Below are 19,238 nucleotides of genomic sequence, written 5' to 3' on the forward strand. Positions count from 1 at the left end.
TTACAGGGAGTAGTACATATCGAATTCGATTGGATGCGTTGTCATGCGGAAACGTGTGACATCTTCCATCTTCAATGCGATATAAGCGTCCAACATAGAGTCAGTAAAGACACCACCGCGAGTCAAGAACTCACGATCTTTGTTCAAGGCTTCCAATGCTTCTTCTAAGCTTGCACAAACGGTTGGGATCTTTGCATCTTCTTCTGGCGGCAAGTCATACAAGTTCTTGTCAGCAGCTTCACCTGGATGAATCTTGTTCTGAACACCATCTAAGCCTGCCATCATCAATGCTGAGAAGCAAAGATATGGGTTAGCCAATGGATCAGGGAAGCGAGTCTCAATACGACGACCTTTAGGGCTAGAAACGTGTGGAATACGAATCGAAGCCGAACGGTTACGAGCAGAGTAAGCCAATTTCACTGGAGCCTCAAAGCCCGGAACCAAGCGCTTATAGGAGTTCGTACCTGGGTTGGTAATCGCATTCAACGCCTTAGCGTGCTTGATGATGCCGCCGATGTAGAACAATGCGAATTCTGACAAGCCTGCATAGCCGTTACCAGCAAACAAGTTCTCGCCGTTTTTCCAAATAGATTGGTGCACGTGCATACCAGAACCATTGTCGCCAACGATTGGCTTGGGCATAAATGTAGCTGTTTTGCCATAAGCATGCGCTACGTTTTGAACAACATACTTCTGCCAAATCGTCCAGTCAGCACGCTCAACTAATGTGCTGAATCTTGTACCCAATTCGTTTTGGCCTTGACCAGCAACTTCATGGTGATGCACTTCGACAGGAATGCCCAATGATTCAAGAATCAAACACATTTCAGAACGCATGTCCTGGAATGAGTCTACTGGAGAGACTGGAAAGTAACCGCCTTTTTTGCCTGGACGATGACCAGTATTACCGCCTTCGATTTCAGCACCTGAAGACCATGGCGCTTCTTCAGATTCAACTTTTACAAAACAACCCTGCATGTCAGCACCCCAACGGACGCCGTCAAAAATAAAGAATTCTGGCTCTGGGCCGAAAAAAGCAGTGTCACCTAGGCCGGTGCTCTTCAAGTAAGACTCAGCACGCTTGGCAATAGAACGTGGATCACGATCGTAGCCTTTGCCATCAGATGGCTCGATCACATCACATGTGATGACCAATGTTGGCTCTTCATAGAATGGATCAATGTAGCAAGCTGTTGGGTCTGGCATCAGCAACATATCCGATGCTTCAATACCCTTCCAGCCAGCAATAGATGAACCGTCAAACGCATGACCGCTCTCAAACTTGTCTTCGTCAAAATGAGAAATAGGAACTGTAGTGTGTTGCTCTTTGCCCTTTGTATCTACAAAGCGGAAATCAACAAAAGTACATTCTTTCTCTTTAACTAACTTCATCACATCAGCGACGGTCTTCGTCATGCAAATCTCCTCTATTAACTAAATTCGGAATACAAACTTTAGGTGTACACCCTTGTTTTTTCCAGGCATTAAATATGCCCTCGGGATGTATCTAATTTACTGAAGCAAACAAATGGGAAGGACCATTATTGCACTAATTAAGTGCTGAAATAGGGACAAAAAAGCCTAAAAACCCCCTACTTGCACCAATATAGTGCTTACTGGGGTTTCACAATATCGTGAATTTCATATCCCAAAGCTTCAGTGCCAGCTCGCAGTGCAATCCAGGCACTATCCAAAAGCTGGGCATTGCCCTTGATGCCAAGCTCAATGTGGCGTTCAGCATAAACACCACCTCTGGATACATCCCCAACAGAGGGAAGACTGAAGACCTTTACGTCAGGATAAGCAGCTTCAATATGCTCCATCAAAGGCGTTAAAACAGACTCAATCCCTTTAGGAACAATAAAGCTCTGCTCCGCCCAGTTTTCACGATGAAATAGATCCTGATAGTGCGTATCCAGGCACCAAGCCATCATGGGTGCAGCCATCACGGGAAAACCAGGAACAAAGTAGTGTTCCCGAATATAAAAGCCGGGAATCTGGTTATAGGGGTTGGGAATAATGTTGCTACCAATTGGAAACTCGCCCATCTTGAAGCGATGTTGATTCTCAGCGGTATTGAGATCAGCTTTGGTAGGATCGCCCTCTGCCATGGACTGAATGCGCCCTGCTATTAACTCTTGTGCCGTTAGATGTAATGCTGTTGTAGTGCCCAGCGCCAAAGCAGCGCAATGCCTAGTGTGATCATCTGGGGTGGCACCAATACCGCCAGTACTAAAAACAACATCTCCACTGGCAAAACTATCTTTAAGGGTTGCTGTGATTTGCTCGGGATCATCGGCTACATACTTTGCCCATGACAAACTAAGACCACGCTCATTCAAAAGCTCAATCAATTTGCTCAAGTGCTTATCTTGACGACGGCCGGACAGAATTTCATCGCCAATAACGATCAAACCAAAACGTCGCGACTTCACTTCGGGCGCATCAATAGCAAACTGCTTAACTGCCTCAACCATGATTCGGAAGCTCCATATCAATTACACGTGCCTCAATATTAAGGGACCGATCCAATTCAACGCTACGAAGCTCTTTTAATGCCTCTAGCAAGTAATGCGCAAACCAGAGTGCAGCAAATACAAAGATCAGCGAATAAATCCACAGCGCCACAAAGCTCACGATCGGGAACAAGACCAATGCTAGTGCGGAAGTTGCCCAAAAGAAGGTTGGCACAGCGCCGAGCATGCCTGAAATAATACCCATAGCCAACAAGGGCCAGCGATGTTGATGGAGAAGCGTATCTCGCTCTTGCGGACTGGCGTGTTGTGCAAGCACGTCATAAGACATTAGGCGCATAGTCAACCAACCCCAAATTAATGGTGGCAGCACCGCTACTAAGGGAGGGATCCACCACACAGGCAATGTCAACATCACTAAAGCCAAGCAGATAAATGCTGACCAAATGGTGTAGATGAAGCTACCAAACAGATCCCCACCCTTTTTCTTTGCAATATCACGATAAGCGTGTTGACGGGTCAGCATTTTCACAATCGTAGGTACGGTTGTAAAGGCAATGAACACAAGCAAGCTAATGGAGATGAGGGGAATAAGCAGCATCACAAAAAAAAGTGGTGCAATCCATGCTCGTGCATTTTCAAAGCCAGCCCAGATAAGACCATCTTGAATCCAGCTTGTAAAAATAGAGGTCGTTAAGAAAATACTCAGCACCTCTAGAGCGGGCGTCCAAGTGAACCAAATCAAACAGCCCCATAAAACCGAGACAATCAAAAACGGTTGCAGACTGAGCCACAGCATTTTGGGATGCATGGTACCAACCAACGCTAAGCCAAATGACTTAAAGACCTGTTGCATGCTATCCATATATTCCCATCAACATACTAAGATCAATGAAATTGATTAATGCCTAGAGAAAAGCTCGCGAGCGGCATGCTTAAAGCTCTGCCACTGCTGCAACATAATATGATGTGAGAGCGATAAGTTTCTCACGCCGGTTGGGTGAACTTCCTTTGAGAAAATCGCAGTATTCAAGAGCATATCCCACCAAGGAAATAAAACCCCGAAATTACATCCACCAAGAACACCGGGCTTTCCTTTAGCTTCGTGTCCGTAACCTACAGCGTGATGCAAACGGTGAAACATCGGTGAGACTAAGACGTATTTAAATATCCCAAGATCGACTTTAATATTGGCATGCTGCCAACTTTGGATAAGCTGACTTAAAACCACTAATAAAATAAATTGACTGGGGGAAACGCCAAATAATAAGGCGAAGAAAGAAAACACCAGAGCATGCATGATGTCATCCAAAATATGATTCCGATCATCAGACCAGGCAGTCATGACCGTTTGACTGTGATGCAAGGCATGGAGTTGCCACCACCAATTGAACACGTGTGAGGCACGATGGTAGAGATACTCAACAAAATCCAACAACACAAAGTAGATACAAAAACTAATCAAGGGAATCGACGTGATCGACGGATACCAAGATTCCACATTGAGCCGGGCAAAACGGAAATCATGCAACACGGAATCTATTTCAAAAAAGAATCCTGACAAAGCAATAAAGATTAAGCCGTGAAAGATACCTAAACGATGAAAGAGGGTATAAAAGATATCCGCCTTATAGGCCTTGATAGTGGGTCCCTGGGACTCGGCTGGCGCCAATTTTTCCCAGGTTCGAAAAATAACCATGATGAGGAAAATTTGGATACAACCAAACAAAAACCAGTCCATGCCGTCAAAGGCATCTTCCGCCCAAGCCATCAAATCCAATTGATACAAAACGGGTGCCACTAGGTTCGCAAACAAATACTCTTGAAGGCTGGCATAAGCATCAGCGATATTCGTTAGTAAAGTGGATTCCATGGTGCTTATTGTGTCTTATTTATCGTTTTTTGGCAGGGTTCCAAAGCAAAAACCGCGATTTTTAAGCCTAATGATGAGCTGCTCTAAAACTGCGGGAGCCCAGGGGTCTTTTCTGGACCAGATGCCCAGGTGAGCCATGGCCACATCCCCATCCTGCAACTTGCTGCTGGCTTTATCTAAGAGCATCTGATTGGGATGGGCCTCAGAGTTCAGCTCATCACCCAAAAACCCCGCTGGACTCCAGCCAATATGCTGATAGCCGCATTGACTACCCATCCTGATGGAACGGGATGAAGTTTTGCCGCCTGGAGCACGCCAAATTTTTTGTAAGCTAGTGCCCGTTAAATCCTGAAACCGATCATCCACCCTTCTAATTTCTCGGCAGTAAGTGGCCTCGTTGTAAAGACTCATTACCCCAGCTTTGGGTCCAAATTGTGGTTTAGCAAAGATTTCTGCACCCGGGGCATCTTTAACAAAGTACAGATGATCAAAGGTATGGCTACCGAAATGATGGCCTTCACGAACGCGATCTTGCCAGTAGGATTTCCAAGAGTCATCTAAAGCAAAGTCACCGCGATACGTCTTCTCATTGGAGAGAAAAAAAGTGGCTTTGATATTTTGACGATTCAATACATCGGCCACCGTTTGCGCGACTGACATGTTGCCAGTATCAAAGCTCAGGTAAATCGTTTTTTTACACTGCGACTCTTGTGCATGCACAAGGGACGAAACTATGACTAGCAAAAATAGTGCAATACATTTCAAAAGAGTGGCTCTCCAATGCATTTACAAAGATTACTTACAACGCTTATTCCCAACCAGCACGGGGGGTAAAGAACACGCCATGAGGAGATCTTCCAACAGGTATTACTGACACCAGCTTCATCGAAGGAATGTCAATCACCCCAACTTTTTTTGAGAACCGCAGAGTCACCCATAAGGTCTTACCATCGGGTGTAATCTCCATATCATCTGGACCAGCAGGCAAACCCGCAATCTCGCCCACCTTTTCTAGGGTCTGCATATTGATCAAGCTAATGCTAGAGGCAATGCGATTGGTAACAAACACATGCTTTTTATCCCCTAATGGGCGGAAGTTATGAGCACCCTTACCAGTCTGAATACGTTTGACCTCTTTTCGGTTTTTCCAATCAATCACTTGGACATAGTCTTCGCCAGTAATACCTACTAGTGCATACTGATCACCAGGAGTCAGCCAGACGCCTGCAGGCACTTTACCCGTTGGCATTTTCCAGATAACCGTTTGCGTATCCAAATCAATGGCGGCCAATTCATTGGAATCTTGCAAGGTAATAAATGCAATTTTGCTATCTGCAGTGAAGGCAATATGACTTGGTGTTTTTCCGAGCTTAATGGTTTTAGCCAATTTCAAATCGGCACCCTGTGCCGCCTGGTACACATCCACCCGATCCAAGCGATTGCCGTTCGAAACAAACCACTTGTAGTTCGGTGAGTAGCCGATTTGGTATGGGTCAATGATGTTAGGAATCTTGCCAGTTAATTCACCACTAACAGGGTTCATTAGGGTGATGTCATTACCAACCGCATTAGCTACCAGAAGCGTTTTCTGGTCAGGGGTCATCATCAAGTGATGAGGCTCTTTCCCAACAGGAACAGTCTTGATGACTTTGCGGGTGGGCATATCTATCAGGCTTACCGTTGCCTCTCCGGAGTTCAATACGATCGCTATCTTAGGCTCTGCCTTGGAGTCAGCTGGTGCAGCAACTTGAGCGAGCGCGGCGTGATGGAATCCGAAAAGGGCAAAAGCTGTCAAGCCTGTAATAGTGCCGAATCTAGCTTTACTGATAAATGTATTCATAGCCCTAATTGTAAGCAATTGCCCTAACGCAGGCTTGCCAGGACCTTTTCTAAGCGTTTAAGGGACATTGGGGTTGGAGTCTTTAGCTCCTGGGCATACAGAGCCACTCTTAATTCCTCAAGCTGCCAGCGAAAATCGGTCAGCACCTGATCTTCAGCCATGGCATAAGCAGCGGAGCCACGACTGCCTTGAACTAGTTTTTGCCACGGCCTGGCGACAGACTCCCAATCTTTTTGACATTGCGCATCCCGACTGGGATTGGTGCGTAGCTTATCGATCCGCATGGCAATTGCTTTGAGATACCTTGGAAAATGTACCAATTGACCGTAGGGCGTATCTGAAATCAATTTTTCGAATATCAAACCTTGAACTTGCGTCTGAATATCGGTGTAGGCGGCGGCTGAAGCTGCTTTTGCTTGGGCTAGCTTTTTTTGCAGATCTGCATGCGCCTGCAAGGCTGCCAATGCATGCCTCGCTATTTCTTGAGCTATTAAGGCCAAGCGAGGTTTTCCTGCTTGTAGGCGCTCAGCAAATTGCTCGGCATTGACAGGCAATGGATCGCCCAGGAATGCACGCTCTATGGCGAGATTGAGGATTTGCTCAATCAAACTATCGACTGAGCCCACATTGATAAATAACAAACCGAGTTCACGAATTCCGGGAAGCTGTTTTTGCAAGGCCTTCAGCGTATCTTTATTTGATAGGGCAAACAATCGACGCAAACCATGCCAGTGATGTTTTCTGGCTTCGAGCAAGTCATCAAACACCTCTAGATCACAAGACTCGGTACGATCCACTAAAGCTGGGTAACCAAATAAGGTGCGATTGCCTTTTTGAATCTCTAGAGTTTCAGGTAGCTCACCAAAATCCCAGCTTCGATAGCCGCCCTGCTCTACCGTTTTTACTGCAGATGGATTACTACTTTGATGGATTTTGCTGGCAGGGGCCGCGTTGCTCCCCGGAGCAATAGCGCCGAGCTCCTCATGAACTGCTTGCTGCGCAATCGCCTGAAAAGCAGTTCTGGCAGTCTCCCCATATTCAGCACGCAGACGCGCTAAATTGCGCTCTAACTCTAGCTGGCGACCATGCTCATCCACTAAGCGGAAATTCATAGAAGAATGTGCGGGTAAAGATTCGGGCCTGAAATCAGCGCGCTTGATCTCCAAGCCACGCTCTTTACGAATATCGGTAATTAAACTATCTAAAAAATCGCCGACTCCGAATTGTTTATCCGTCAGCATGCGTTCTAGAAAGGACTTTGCATAATCAGGCAATGGAATACAGTGACGTCGTAGTTTCTGGGGAAGCGATTTGAGTAGCAGATGAATTTTTTCTTCGCACATCCCCGGGACCAGCCAATCGCAACGGCGACCATCGACCTGATTCAATAGCGTCAATGGAACAACGAGAGTCACGCCATCTTTTGGACTACCGGGTTCAAAGTGATAAGTGAGATCAAGCTCACCACCACCAACAGTCATCTTTTTAGGATAGCGATCTACCGTAATACCAGCAGCCTCATGGCGCATGAGATCTGCTTTAGATAAACGCAACTGAACGTCTGGATGGGTTTGGGAAGAATCTTGGTTTTTACTGGATTTTTTTAACCAAGCTTGCATCCCTTCACGACTAAACACCTCTTTAGGTATACGTGAATTATAAAAAGCAAATAACAAATCGTCATCAACCAATACATCGGGACGACGTGAACGATGTTCTAAAGCTTCGATCTCTTTAATTAATCTGCGGTTATGCCAAAAGAACTCAAAACTACCAGGGTATTTTCTCTTGGCGTCCGCCTCGGTCTCACGTATCAATGCTGGCGTATCCATACGTCCAAATATTTCTTCTTGCACTAAGGCCTGACTAATAAATAAGTTGCGGGCCTCTTCTGGGTTGTGAGATTCATATCGCACGCGCCGTCCGTGATAGATTGGCAAGCCATATAAAGTGCCACGTTCAAATGCCATGACCTCGCCCTGGCGGCTATCCCAAAATGGCTCACTAAGGGATTTAATGAGGCGATGCGCGGCGACTTTCTCCACCCATTGAGGCTCAATCTTGGCAATCGTACGGGCATACATACGATTCGTTTCTTGGAGCTCGCCTGCCAAAATCCAAGCACCAGCTTTTTTACCAATGGTAGAGCCTGGCCAAATAAACGGACGAATTCCGCGCGCCCCAATATAACTACCCGTCTTGCTGCCACGCTCTTGGGATTTTTCATCCTCTTCTTTTTTTGCAACATAGCCTAATAGACCGGTCAATAAAGATAGGTGAACCTGTTCATAGGTGGCAGCAGATGGATTTTCTTTCCAGGCTTTTTCACTCAACATGGTGTGCAGTTGACTATGGACATCGCGCCATTCACGCAAACGTCTTGGGGATAAAAATTTGCTCTTGCAAAGATTTTCTAGTTGTCGATTGCTTTGCTTATGCTTGAGCGCATCTTGATACCAATCCCAGAGTTTGACGAAACTGAGAAACTCAGATCGCTCATCCGCAAACTGCAAGTGGGCCTGATCAGCGGCAGCAGCTTGATCCATCGGTCGATCGCGTGGGTCCTGCGTGGCCAAAGCAGAAGCGATGATAGTGACTTCACGTAATGCGTTTTGCTCTTTAGCGGCTAACAGCATTCGACCAATCCGAGGATCAAGTGGCAGGTCTGCTAACTGCTTGCCAGTTGGCGTGAGCTTAAAGCTGTTGTTGATGTCCTTAATATCACCCGTAGTGGAATCGTCATAAATAATCGCACCGAGCTCATCTAAAAGCTGCACGCCATCTGCAATAGCTCGTCCCAGTGGTTTATCAATAAAGGGAAATTCTTGAATTCTGGGTAAACGTAGTGAGCTCATGCGCAGTAAAACCGCTGCCAAAGAGCTGCGCAGAATTTCTGGATCAGTGAACTTAGGACGACTTAAATAATCTTGCTCGCTGTAGAGACGAATACAGATACCATCAGATACCCGTCCGCAGCGCCCTGCCCGTTGATTTGCGGCAGCCTGGGATATGGGCTCGATCTGAAGTTGCTCTACTTTATTGCGATAGGAGTAGCGCTTCACTCGAGCTAAACCACTATCCACCACGTACCGAATATTGGGAACCGTTAATGAAGTCTCGGCGACGTTCGTAGTAAGAATAATGCGCCGCCCATTGCCAGGATTAAAAACGCGCTCTTGTTCAGCAACCGATTGGCGGGCAAATAGGCTAAGTATCTCGGGATGAAATCGTTGTTGAAGTACGTGATCTTTTCTGAGGACTTCGGCGCAATCCCGGATTTCTCGCTCGCCAGGTAAAAAAACCAATACGTCGCCAGCACCTGATACGCCCTCTCGCCACACATTGGCAATAGCTTCTGCAACAGCATCTGGAAGCTCTTTCGCTTCCTTGGATTCTTTTTTACCATCTGGCTTAGGATCCGGCTCGAGTGCTTCATAGCGCTGCTCTACTGGAAACAGTCTACCGCTCACCTCAATCACCGGGGCAGGTTTGCCATTTAGAGTGAAATGATCAGAAAAACGCTTAGCGTCAATGGTCGCTGAAGTAATGATCAACTTGAGATCCGGCCGCTTGGGTAGCAGCTGACGCAAATATCCTAAGAGAAAATCGATATTCAGACTACGTTCGTGGGCCTCATCAATAATGAGCGTGTCATAGGCGCGTAGCTGCGGGTCGCGCTGTGTCTCCGCCAGCAAAATACCATCGGTCATTAGCTTGATAGAGGCGCCTTGGCTGGTCTTATCAGCAAAACGGACCTGGTAACCCACGTCCTGACCTATTGGAGAGCCCAGCTCCTGGGCTATTCGCTTAGCAGTGGCTGTAGCGGCAATGCGGCGGGGCTGAGTATGCCCAATGAGTTTGCCGCCGTTAATGGTGCCCCTACCGAGGTCAAGGCAAATTTTAGGTAACTGAGTTGTTTTACCCGAACCAGTCTCGCCACAAACAATGATCACTTGATGCGAGCTCAAAGCATCCTTGATGATTTGACGCTGGCCAGATACTGGCAACTCCTCTGGAAAACGAATTTCTAGCCGTGAGGGGGTGTTGGAAGCAGGCACAGTCACAGGGCTTGCTTTGGGTTTTTGTTGGTTTATAGGCTCTTGCACCCTATAATTTTCTCACTATGCCAACAAATGCACCAAATCCCGGCTCAAATGCCGAAGAATCCAGCTCCAATTTTCCTTTTGTGGGATGGCTGCGTGATGTTGCGCCCTATATCCATAGCTTTCGCGAGAAGACCTTTGTCATTGCCTTTGCCGGCGAATTAGCCCAAGAAATTGGTCTCGAGAACCTGATTGAAGATATCGCCATGTTGCACGCCATGGGGATGCGGATTGTTTTGGTACATGGCATTCGCCCCCAGATTGAGGAGCAACTCATGCTCCGTAAAATCAAAAGTCAGTTTGGTCAGAGCGCGATGCACAGCTACCGGATCACCGATGCTGCTGCACTAGAGTGCGTCAAAGAAGCTGCTGGCGAATTGCGCTTAGACATCGAAGCTGCATTTAGTCGCGGACTACCCAATACGCCAATGGCTGGATCACGTATCTCCGTGATCTCAGGCAACTTTATTACTGCGATGCCAGTGGGTGTAGTGGAAGGAATCGACTATATCCATACCGGCTTAGTACGCAAAGTGGACTCCACCTCAATAAAGCTCTCTCTCGATAGCAATAAGATTGTGTTGCTCTCACCTTTAGGCTTCTCGCCGACGGGTCAGGCATTTAATCTGGCTTTTGAAGATGTTGCTGCATCTACTGCTGCAGCCTTGAAAGCGGATAAGCTGATTTTCTTGAGTCCCTATACAGGCTTGAAAGACGAAGAAGGCGATTTCATCACTGAACTCTCCATGCCACAGCTTCATGAATATGTTGCCCAACATCCGGAACTAGATATTGGTATGAAGGGTTTACTCAACATCTCCGGTAGAGCCATTCGTGCAGGTGTGAGTCGTGTGCACTTTTTACCTTGTAATCAAGATGGCGCCCTGCTAGAGGAGCTCTTTACCCATGATGGTATTGGCATGATGCTAGCTTCATCAGATATTGAGAACTTGCGCGAAGCAAGTCAAGATGACGTTGGTGGTATCTTGCAGTTAACTAGCCCTCTTGAAGAAGAAGGCATTTTGGCCGCACGTGGTCAAGACGTGATTGAGCGTGACATTCATCGCTTCTCTGTGATTGAGCATGATCGAGTTCTCTTCGGCTGCGCAGCCCTCTTCCCCTTCCCCAATGGTGTAGGCGAGCTTGCATGTTTAGCAGTCGATCCAGATGTACAAGGTTCGGGAGATGGAGAGCGTTTACTCAAACGTGTGGAGATGCGCGCTAAACGCGAAGGCATCAAGAAGCTGTTCGTTTTAACTACTAGAACAGAGCATTGGTTTTTAAAGCGTGGCTTTAAACGTGCGTCCGTAGACGATCTTCCTGAGGAAAGAAAGCAGATTTATAACTGGGACCGTAAGTCAATGGTTCTTACTAAAGATCTATAAGTCTTTTTAGCTTTCTTTGGATTACATTATTTTTTTAGTACACCGTATTTGAAAGGCATCACAAATGGCACGCATGGTTCAATGTATCAAACTTAATAAAGAAGCGGAGGGCATGGACTTTGCTCCCCTCCCAGGCGACCTTGGTAAAAAGATTTGGAATCAAGTTTCCAAGCAGGCCTGGGCCGATTGGCTGAAGCATCAAACAATGCTGATTAATGAAAATCGACTCAACATGGCTGATCCTCGCGCTCGTCAATACCTTTTAAAGCAAGTGGAAAAATACTTCTTTGAAGGTGGTGCAGATATGGCTCAGGGCTACGTACCGCCAACTGAGTAAATATTTTCTCCCACCCCTTGACGACGACTTTGCAGGGGAATAGGATAAAGATGTAGTTAGTCAGCTCTTGTGGCCAGCTACATTGGCGAAAGCCACTACACGTAAGCATATCTATATGCTTATCGGGCACTAGGAACTTAATCCCTTCCTTATGCTCCCGCCATGATCAACATGGCAAACAAACCCGATGGATCAGCTCGCTGACCCGTCGGGTTTTTTAATTAGAAAGTCACCCTGCTCAAGCCCGAGGGATTGCTTACTAGCAGAATGTCGGCCTTCTCTTTAGCAAATAAGCCAACGGTAATCACGCCAGCAATTTGATTCACTTGAGCTTCGAGCGCTAGTGGATTGGCAATCTGCAAGCCGGAGACATCCAGAATCCATCCGCCGTTATCGGTTACAAAAGGCTGACTCGGAGTTTGGCCTAAATCAAGGTTGGTTTCTTTTGCGACTCGAAGACTTATAGTACCGCCCAGCTTTGCCAGCTCTTGAGCAACGATTCCCTTAGACAGGGGAATAATCTCCACCGGCAAGGCAAAGTTGCCTAATACGGGAACCTGCTTAGAAGCATCGCAAATGCAGATAAATTGCTTTGCCATTGAGGCAATGATTTTCTCTCGGGTCAAGGCGCCACCACCACCTTTGATCATATGACCGGCAGGATCGATTTCATCAGCACCATCAACATAGACAGGCAATTCCTGAACATCGTTGGGGTCTAAGACCTTAAAACCGTGCTTTAACAGGCGTTCAGTAGTGGCATTAGAGCTAGAGACGGTTCCAAAAAAATGTGCTTTATGAGGTGCTAGAGCATCAATAAAGTAATTAACGGTAGATCCCGTACCGATACCCAAAACCTGACCAGCAGGTAATTTCAATACCTCATCACGGGCTGCCTCTCCCACTAATTGCTTTAATTGATCTTGATTCATGATCTGACTGACTGCCTTTGCCTGTTCTGGAACGGTGTTATTGATGCATCTATCATATGATATTCAAATTAAGACAACATTAATCCATCCAGGTCAGTAAAAGACTCTTATGAACGCTACCGCTTCTGCACTCAGCCAACTCCAACAACTCAAGCAACTGACTACCGTTGTGGCCGACACCGGCGACTTTGAGCGTATGCAGGAATACCAGCCTCAGGATGCCACCACCAATCCCTCTTTAATACTCAAGGCTGCCCAGCAAGCCAATTACCAAAACTTAGTCAATCAAGTTAAAGCAGCGCATCCTGGTATGAAACCGGTAGATTTGATTGACTACATCCTTGTTGCCTTTGGACTCGAAATTTTGAAGATCGTTCCAGGAAGAGTGTCTACCGAGGTCGATGCCCGCCTCTCCTTTGATACCCAAGCAACCATCCACAAAGCGAAGCACCTCATCTCCCTTTATGAATCTCATGGCATTGATCGTCAGCGCATCTTAATTAAATTAGCCGGAACGTGGGAAGGCATACAGGCGGCTAAGGCTTTAGAAGCCCAAGGCATCCATTGCAATATGACTTTGCTCTTCTCCTTAGTGCAAGCAGCAGCCTGTGGCGCAGTCAATGCAAAACTCATTTCACCATTCGTGGGGCGTATTACTGACTGGTACAAAGCCAAGCTGGGAAGCAATTGGAGTGACACAGCTAACGGTGGAGCAGATGATCCTGGAGTAAGCTCCGTAAAACGAATTTTCCACTACTACAAACACTTTGGTATCGCCACTGAAATCATGGGTGCTAGCTTCCGTAGTACTAGTCAGGTATTAGAGTTAGCAGGGTGTGACTTACTGACCATCAGCCCGGAGCTTTTAGGGGAGCTCCAGATGAGTACGGATATAGTTCAACAGAAGCTTAATGCCAGTAGCGCCGTAAGCACCACAAGTACTTTCACAGATGAAAACATCTCACCACTAAAGTTAGATGAATCTAGTTTCAGACTGCAACTCAATAATGACGCTATGGCTACAGAGAAGTTAGCCGAAGGAATTCGTAATTTTTGTATCGATACTGAAAAGCTAGAAGCACTCTTAAGTCAGTAAGCAACCATCAGCCTGCGAAGGAATTCAGATGATTATTCATTGTCCACATTGCAACAAAGGGAACCGTGTTCCGACTGAGAAGATCAATCAGAGCCCCAGCTGCGGAGCCTGTAAACAAGAGCTTCTCACGTTACCAATCAATGCCAATGCCAATAACTTTAGCGAATTGGTGACACAAACTGTCATGCCAGTCATTGTCGATTTTTGGGCGCCTTGGTGCGGGCCATGCAAAATGTTTGGGCCCACTTTTCAGGCAAGTGCCATTACTCATGCGAATCAAGTGCTGCATGTCAAAGTCAATACCGAGTCTGAACAAGGGCTTGGGGCACAATTCAATATCCGCTCGATCCCTACCCTTGCTGGATTTAAGCATGGCAAAGAGGTGCACCGTGTTAGTGGTGCTCTGCCACCAGCGCAGCTAGAACAGTTTGTGCAACAACTGCTTTCCTAGAGAGGTGAGATTGCTTACTTAGGCCCTTTATTTAGGCTCCTTATTTAGACTCCTTATTTAGACTCTTTAGCTAATCGCTGCCTTAGCGCCTCATACAAGCAGACGCCACTGGCAACAGAAACATTAAGGCTTTCAACAACACCCTTCATCGGAATGCGAACTAATTCATCGCAGTTCTCACGAGTCAAGCGGCGCATGCCCTCGCCCTCTGCACCCATCACAATGCCAATCGGGCCAGTGAGATCAATGTCGTAAATCGATTTTTCTGCTTCATCATCAGTACCAATTAGCCAAACACCCGCCTCTTGCATCTCCTTCATGCTACGAACCAGATTGGTTACTGTAATCACTGGCATTACTTCAGATGCACCACTAGACACCTTGCTCACAGTGGCATTAATAGAGGCAGAGCGGTCCTTAGGAATGACGACAGCGTCTACACCAGCGCCATCGGCTACACGTAAACAGGCACCAAAGTTGTGAGGGTCTGTTACGCCATCAAGCACCAAGAACATCACCTTAGCTTGATTGCCTTCAGCATCCTCTACGACCTCTGTAATAGTACGTGCGATGGTCATTTTTTCAGCCAGCGCTACCACGCCTTGATGACGATCATGGCCAGCCAGCTTATGGAGACGCTCAGCATCAGCTGCATGCAATCGCTCTCCAAGCGCTTCTTCAGCCTGCTTTAAGAAATCACCCATACGACGATCACGCCGACTGGGGTCAAAGTACACTGACTTCAGACTGTCTGCATCCACACGTAAGCGCGCTTGTACCGCATGAAAACCCACTAATATTTGCTTCATTTTTTCTTTATCTCGATTCTGTATTGCTAATTATTTGCGACGCGCTTTAGTGCTTCGTACTGGTGGCTTAGTACCGGCAGGTTTTACGGCTGGTCTACTAGGCTTAGCAGATTGTGCAGCCTGGCTAGTGCTGCGACCCGCTTTGTTTTTAGATTGATTGGCACTCAAATTGCCGCCAGACTTAGCGGCATTGACATTAACACCCGCATGTTTTTGGGGCTCCTTACTACCGGGGCGACCTTTCTTTGGCGATGCCTTCTTATTGGGTCTACCGGTATCACTTGCCAAAACAATTTGGCGGCGATTGGTTGTGCCACCAGGCTCAAGACCTACGGACTTCACCAGGCTGAATTCAATCTTACGAGCGTCTAGATCAACACGACTGACTAAGACATGCACACGATCGCCCAAGCGATAGCGGATACCCGTTCTTTCACCGCGCAACTCTTGGCGGGCTTCGTCATACTGGAAGTAATCACCACCAAGCTCAGTCACGTGAATCATGCCCTCGACAAAGAGATTTTCCAATTGAATAAATAAACCGAATGTTGCTACCCCAGTGACAGTGCCGGCATATTCTTGACCTAAATGATCGCGCATGTAGTAACACTTTAGCCAAGCCTCAACATCACGAGATGCCTCATCTGCACGGCGTTCGTTTGACGAGCAATGAACACCCAACTGACCCCAAATCGGCAATGTCGCATTAGCACCCTTAGGTAATTTAGGTGCACGAGTGCCATTCGCTGCTGCCTCTTTGGCATCACTGTGGGACTTCTTGGCATTGACCGCATTTTCACGACCCTTGCCTTTACGGGGCAACGTGAGATTTAACGGAACTAGTGGTGGCAAAACTGGTACGTAAGGCTTCTTTACTAGAATTGCTTTGATAACGCGATGCGTTAAAAGATCAGGGTAACGTCGAATCGGGCTGGTGAAATGAGAGTAAGCAGGATATGCCAAGCCAAAGTGGCCCTCATTATCTGGCTGGTACATCGCCTGTTGCATCGCACGCAACACGACTGTTTGCAGCATATTGACATCAGGACGATCTTTAATTTCTCGCATCAGCTTGGCAAAGTCCTTGGGCTTAGGCTTTTCACCACCGTCCAATGACAAACCAGAGGTACGCAAAACTTGACGCAATGTTACCAACTTCTCTTCAGAAGGCTCACCATGAACACGATAAAGGCTGAGATGCTTATTCTTATCAATAAAGTCTGCAGCGCAAACGTTGGCCGTCAACATGCACTCTTCAATTAAGCGATGGGCATCATTACGAAGACGAGGCTCAATGCGGAGAATCTTGCCAAGCTCATTACTAATAATTTGGGTTTCAGTGGTTTCGAACTCAATGGCACCACGCTTTTGGCGTGCATCTAATAGGATCTTATAAAGCGAATAGAGATTCGTTAATAAAGGTCTGAGCTCACTAAAACGAGTAGCTTCAGGGCCCTTACTATTAGAAAGAATCTCCCACACCGTATCGTATGTAAAACGTTGCGCAGAGTGCATGACCGCTGGATAGAACTGATAAGCCAACACCACACCGTTGTTATCTACAACCGAATCGCAGACCATACATAAACGATCAACGCCAGGATTTAATGAACACAGCCCATTAGAGATTTTCTCTGGCAGCATCGGTATCACACGTCTTGGGAAATACACTGAGGTTGCACGTAGGAGACCCTCATCATCCAGGGGGTGTCCTGGCTTTACATAATGAGATACATCAGCAATAGCTACGATCAGTCTCCAAGCCTTACTCTTGCCGTACATAACCGGCTCGCAATACACCGCATCATCAAAGTCACGGGCATCCGCACCATCAATAGTGACAAGCGGTACATCGCGCAAATCTACTCTACCCTCAAGATCCGATTGCTGTACGGTATCAGGCAATGCCTCTGCTTCTTTTTTCGCAGCATTAGAAAATTCGTGGGGAACGCCGTACTTGCGGACGGCAATCTCAATCTCCATACCAGGATCATCAATCTCGCCGAGCACTTCAATAACACGGCCAACAGCTTGACGATAACTATCTGGATAGTCGATGATCTCGGCACTCACTACCTGCCCTAATTTGGCGTCACCCTGACCCTTTGGTGGAATCAGAATATCGTGGCCAATCCGCTTATCTTCCGGCGCAACAATCAAAACGCCATTCTCATTTAAGAGACGTCCAATGACTACTTTGTTGGCATGCAAAATGACATCCACGATCTGCCCCTCTGGGCGACCACGTCGATCGGTTCCTAAAACCCTGGTATTTACTCTGTCCCCATGCATGACGCGAGACATTTCTCTTTCAGAAAGAAAAATATCTTCGCCACCATCATCGGGGATTACAAATCCAAATCCATCTCGGTGACCTTGGACCGTTCCTAATCGATCAGCCTCTCGTGGCACCAAGTTTTTTGCTTTACGCATTTAATTCCTTCGGCAATACATGCCTTATATTTCAATAAAAATTCTGAATTAGCCTACTGTATCAAACCATCAAGTCTGAAGGGGGAAAGGTTAAAACGGGTTATAAAGTGGGCCAGGAGGCACATACCTTTATAATAACGGCATGCCCAGGTGGCGAAATTGGTAGACGCACCAGCTTCAGGTGCTGGCGATCGTAAGGTTGTGGGGGTTCGAGTCCCTTCCTGGGCACCAAATACACCTACAAAGACCTATATGGGGACCCAACAGCCCTTTTTCAATAGGTGCTCAAATACCCATGGTTCGATGCAAAATCTTGGGCTTCATTTCTTCCCAAAGACTTTCAAACTCCTCAGCCCTAGCCTCAGATAGCTCAATGGGTGCAAAGAGGCCGCTAAAGAAGATGGTCTTTTTGGGGGCTAAGGTCTTTTCAAACTCAGTCAGCCCAACCGGCTTATCCTCAATATCCCGTGTTAGCTGAGCAGAACAGACAATCGCTTCCTCATCATCGTGATCAATCACAGCGAATTCGATCAACTGCTGGGACCGATCCAAAATAACCAGCGTTCCCCTAGCGTAGCAAACTGCCTCATGCTCTTGAACGACATAAGCCAAAAATTGGTTTTCCTCGTCTTGATTCATGCTGAGGTCATCGACAAAAAAGAGATATTGATCACCCGCACCATTAACCAATGTGAATACCTTAGGAATAACGCCATGGGCTAAAGCGAGGTTGCGGTAATAGGTAGAGATTTCTACTGCGAGGTTTACAGCGAAAAGATGCATTGGATAGATTTATTAGTAACGCGCTTAATCAGATAGTTGGGTTTTTAAGAAAGTCATCGTGCGCTCCCAAGCCAAATCAGCTGCAGCCGAGTTGTATTGCAACGGTGGTAACTGTCTCGAATCTGACTTAGGGTTCGCAAATGCATGTTTGGCATCATAGCGCTGGAAGTCATAACTCACTCCAGCCATCTTTAACTTTTCCTCAAGCTGATCCACACCTGCGATAGAGAAAAATTCATCCTGAATAGCCCAATGGGCTAGCATTGGCTTTTTGATAGCCTGCGCATCCACGTATTCTAATGGCGGGTAGCCATACCAAACCACCGTGCCATCACATTCTGGAACAAGGGCAGCCGACAATACCGTGAGTGCCCCACCCATACAGAAACCAGTGATAGCTACTTTAGCGCTCCCCGTTGCTTTGAGGTACTGAACAGCGCCACGAATATCCTGGCTTGCAACCTCTCCAAAGTTGAGATCATTCATCAAGTGCTCAGCTTCATTTGCCTCTAGCGCCAATTTACCGCGATAGAGGTCGGGCACTAGAGCGCGGTAACCCGCCTTAGCTAAACGATCGGCAACAGATCGAATTTCATCATCATGACCCCACCACTCCTGAATGACCACCACACCAGGTGCATTTTGAACATTCGCTGGCTCCACTAGATAGGCTTCTACTGTTTTGCCGTCAGGTCTTTGAAATGTAATCATTGAAGTCTCTT

The 19,238-nt window shown here is 46.9% G+C and carries 16 protein-coding genes and 1 tRNA gene; 5 read left to right on the plus strand and 12 right to left on the minus strand.

Annotated elements, in window-relative coordinates:
- From glnA to hrpA, 7 genes are all read right to left on the minus strand, one after another.
- A complete protein-coding gene (gene glnA, locus DN92_RS06205) occupies nt 1-1,416 on the minus strand; it encodes a type I glutamate--ammonia ligase (protein ID WP_173960422.1) in 1,416 nt (471 codons plus the stop codon).
- Nucleotides 1,417-1,613: 197 nt separating this feature from the next.
- Nucleotides 1,614-2,477: a competence/damage-inducible protein A gene (locus tag DN92_RS06210; protein ID WP_173960423.1), complete on the minus strand. Its 864-nt coding sequence runs from the start codon at nt 2,475-2,477 to the stop codon at nt 1,614-1,616.
- A complete protein-coding gene (locus tag DN92_RS06215; RefSeq protein WP_173960424.1) occupies nt 2,470-3,339 on the minus strand; it encodes an EI24 domain-containing protein in 870 nt (289 codons plus the stop codon). The genes DN92_RS06210 and DN92_RS06215 overlap by 8 nt, the downstream gene beginning before the upstream one ends.
- A gap of 36 nt (nt 3,340-3,375) precedes the next feature.
- A complete protein-coding gene (locus tag DN92_RS06220) occupies nt 3,376-4,347 on the minus strand; it encodes a sterol desaturase family protein (RefSeq protein ID WP_173960425.1) in 972 nt (323 codons plus the stop codon).
- Between the two features lie 15 nt (nt 4,348-4,362).
- On the minus strand, nt 4,363-5,007 hold the full coding sequence (locus DN92_RS06225) for a polysaccharide deacetylase family protein (RefSeq protein WP_254598265.1): 645 nt from the start codon (nt 5,005-5,007) through the stop codon (nt 4,363-4,365).
- A gap of 148 nt (nt 5,008-5,155) precedes the next feature.
- Entirely contained in the window at nt 5,156-6,187 is a 1,032-nt protein-coding gene (locus DN92_RS06230) for a YVTN family beta-propeller repeat protein (RefSeq protein ID WP_173960427.1), read from the minus strand.
- A 23-nt stretch (nt 6,188-6,210) separates the two neighbouring features.
- Nucleotides 6,211-10,245 (minus strand): ATP-dependent RNA helicase HrpA, encoded by a 4,035-nt coding sequence (hrpA, locus tag DN92_RS06235; RefSeq protein WP_217426095.1) that lies wholly within the window; start codon nt 10,243-10,245, stop codon nt 6,211-6,213.
- Nucleotides 10,246-10,310: 65 nt separating this feature from the next.
- On the opposite strand from hrpA, the gene argA reads away from it, so the two are divergent.
- A complete protein-coding gene (gene argA, locus DN92_RS06240; protein WP_173960429.1) occupies nt 10,311-11,675 on the plus strand; it encodes an amino-acid N-acetyltransferase in 1,365 nt (454 codons plus the stop codon).
- A gap of 64 nt (nt 11,676-11,739) precedes the next feature.
- Nucleotides 11,740-12,012 carry an oxidative damage protection protein gene (locus tag DN92_RS06245; RefSeq protein WP_173960430.1) on the plus strand — a complete coding sequence of 91 codons (273 nt, stop codon included), beginning with the start codon at nt 11,740-11,742 and terminating at the stop codon, nt 12,010-12,012.
- A 221-nt stretch (nt 12,013-12,233) separates the two neighbouring features.
- On the opposite strand, the gene rpiA is transcribed toward DN92_RS06245, so the two are convergent.
- Entirely contained in the window at nt 12,234-12,944 is a 711-nt protein-coding gene (rpiA, locus tag DN92_RS06250) for a ribose-5-phosphate isomerase RpiA (RefSeq protein WP_173960431.1), read from the minus strand.
- A 109-nt stretch (nt 12,945-13,053) separates the two neighbouring features.
- Between rpiA and tal the strand changes: the two genes are divergently transcribed.
- Entirely contained in the window at nt 13,054-14,040 is a 987-nt protein-coding gene (gene tal / locus DN92_RS06255) for a transaldolase (protein ID WP_173960432.1), read from the plus strand.
- A gap of 28 nt (nt 14,041-14,068) precedes the next feature.
- The gene (trxC, locus tag DN92_RS06260) at nt 14,069-14,491 is read left to right on the plus strand and encodes a thioredoxin TrxC (RefSeq protein ID WP_173960433.1); all 423 of its coding nucleotides are present in this window, start codon (nt 14,069-14,071) and stop codon (nt 14,489-14,491) included.
- Between the two features lie 53 nt (nt 14,492-14,544).
- On the opposite strand, the gene rlmB is transcribed toward trxC, so the two are convergent.
- Both rlmB and rnr read right to left on the minus strand, forming a co-directional pair.
- On the minus strand, nt 14,545-15,300 hold the full coding sequence (gene rlmB / locus DN92_RS06265) for a 23S rRNA (guanosine(2251)-2'-O)-methyltransferase RlmB (RefSeq protein ID WP_173960434.1): 756 nt from the start codon (nt 15,298-15,300) through the stop codon (nt 14,545-14,547).
- A gap of 30 nt (nt 15,301-15,330) precedes the next feature.
- Nucleotides 15,331-17,733: a ribonuclease R gene (gene rnr / locus DN92_RS06270; protein ID WP_173960435.1), complete on the minus strand. Its 2,403-nt coding sequence runs from the start codon at nt 17,731-17,733 to the stop codon at nt 15,331-15,333.
- Between the two features lie 144 nt (nt 17,734-17,877).
- Between rnr and DN92_RS06275 the strand changes: the two genes are divergently transcribed.
- Nucleotides 17,878-17,964: transfer RNA gene (locus DN92_RS06275), tRNA-Leu, on the plus strand.
- A 54-nt stretch (nt 17,965-18,018) separates the two neighbouring features.
- Here DN92_RS06275 and DN92_RS06280 read toward each other — a convergent pair.
- Nucleotides 18,019-18,516: a hypothetical protein gene (locus DN92_RS06280; protein ID WP_173960436.1), complete on the minus strand. Its 498-nt coding sequence runs from the start codon at nt 18,514-18,516 to the stop codon at nt 18,019-18,021.
- Nucleotides 18,517-18,540: 24 nt separating this feature from the next.
- A complete protein-coding gene (locus DN92_RS06285) occupies nt 18,541-19,227 on the minus strand; it encodes a dienelactone hydrolase family protein (RefSeq protein ID WP_173960437.1) in 687 nt (228 codons plus the stop codon).
- Between the last annotated feature and the right edge of the window lie 11 nt (nt 19,228-19,238).

Source organism: Polynucleobacter arcticus (genome assembly GCF_013307205.1).
Classification (GTDB): Bacteria; Pseudomonadota; Gammaproteobacteria; order Burkholderiales; family Burkholderiaceae; genus Polynucleobacter; species Polynucleobacter arcticus.

Excerpts from the sequence above, each read along its gene's own strand:
- glnA (WP_173960422.1), bottom strand. The coding sequence starts at position 1,416 with ATGACGAAGACCGTCGCTGATGTGATGAAGTTAGTTAAAGAGAAAGAA.
- DN92_RS06210 (WP_173960423.1), bottom strand. The coding sequence starts at position 2,477 with ATGGTTGAGGCAGTTAAGCAGTTTGCTATTGATGCGCCCGAAGTGAAG.
- DN92_RS06215 (WP_173960424.1), bottom strand. The coding sequence starts at position 3,339 with ATGGATAGCATGCAACAGGTCTTTAAGTCATTTGGCTTAGCGTTGGTT.
- DN92_RS06220 (WP_173960425.1), bottom strand. The coding sequence starts at position 4,347 with ATGGAATCCACTTTACTAACGAATATCGCTGATGCTTATGCCAGCCTT.
- DN92_RS06225 (WP_254598265.1), bottom strand. The coding sequence starts at position 5,007 with ATGTCAGTCGCGCAAACGGTGGCCGATGTATTGAATCGTCAAAATATC.
- DN92_RS06230 (WP_173960427.1), bottom strand. The coding sequence starts at position 6,187 with ATGAATACATTTATCAGTAAAGCTAGATTCGGCACTATTACAGGCTTG.
- argA (WP_173960429.1), top strand. The coding sequence starts at position 10,311 with ATGCCAACAAATGCACCAAATCCCGGCTCAAATGCCGAAGAATCCAGC.
- DN92_RS06245 (WP_173960430.1), top strand. The coding sequence starts at position 11,740 with ATGGCACGCATGGTTCAATGTATCAAACTTAATAAAGAAGCGGAGGGC.
- rpiA (WP_173960431.1), bottom strand. The coding sequence starts at position 12,944 with ATGAATCAAGATCAATTAAAGCAATTAGTGGGAGAGGCAGCCCGTGAT.
- tal (WP_173960432.1), top strand. The coding sequence starts at position 13,054 with ATGAACGCTACCGCTTCTGCACTCAGCCAACTCCAACAACTCAAGCAA.
- trxC (WP_173960433.1), top strand. The coding sequence starts at position 14,069 with ATGATTATTCATTGTCCACATTGCAACAAAGGGAACCGTGTTCCGACT.
- rlmB (WP_173960434.1), bottom strand. The coding sequence starts at position 15,300 with ATGAAGCAAATATTAGTGGGTTTTCATGCGGTACAAGCGCGCTTACGT.
- rnr (WP_173960435.1), bottom strand. The coding sequence starts at position 17,733 with ATGCGTAAAGCAAAAAACTTGGTGCCACGAGAGGCTGATCGATTAGGA.
- DN92_RS06280 (WP_173960436.1), bottom strand. The coding sequence starts at position 18,516 with ATGCATCTTTTCGCTGTAAACCTCGCAGTAGAAATCTCTACCTATTAC.
- DN92_RS06285 (WP_173960437.1), bottom strand. The coding sequence starts at position 19,227 with ATGATTACATTTCAAAGACCTGACGGCAAAACAGTAGAAGCCTATCTA.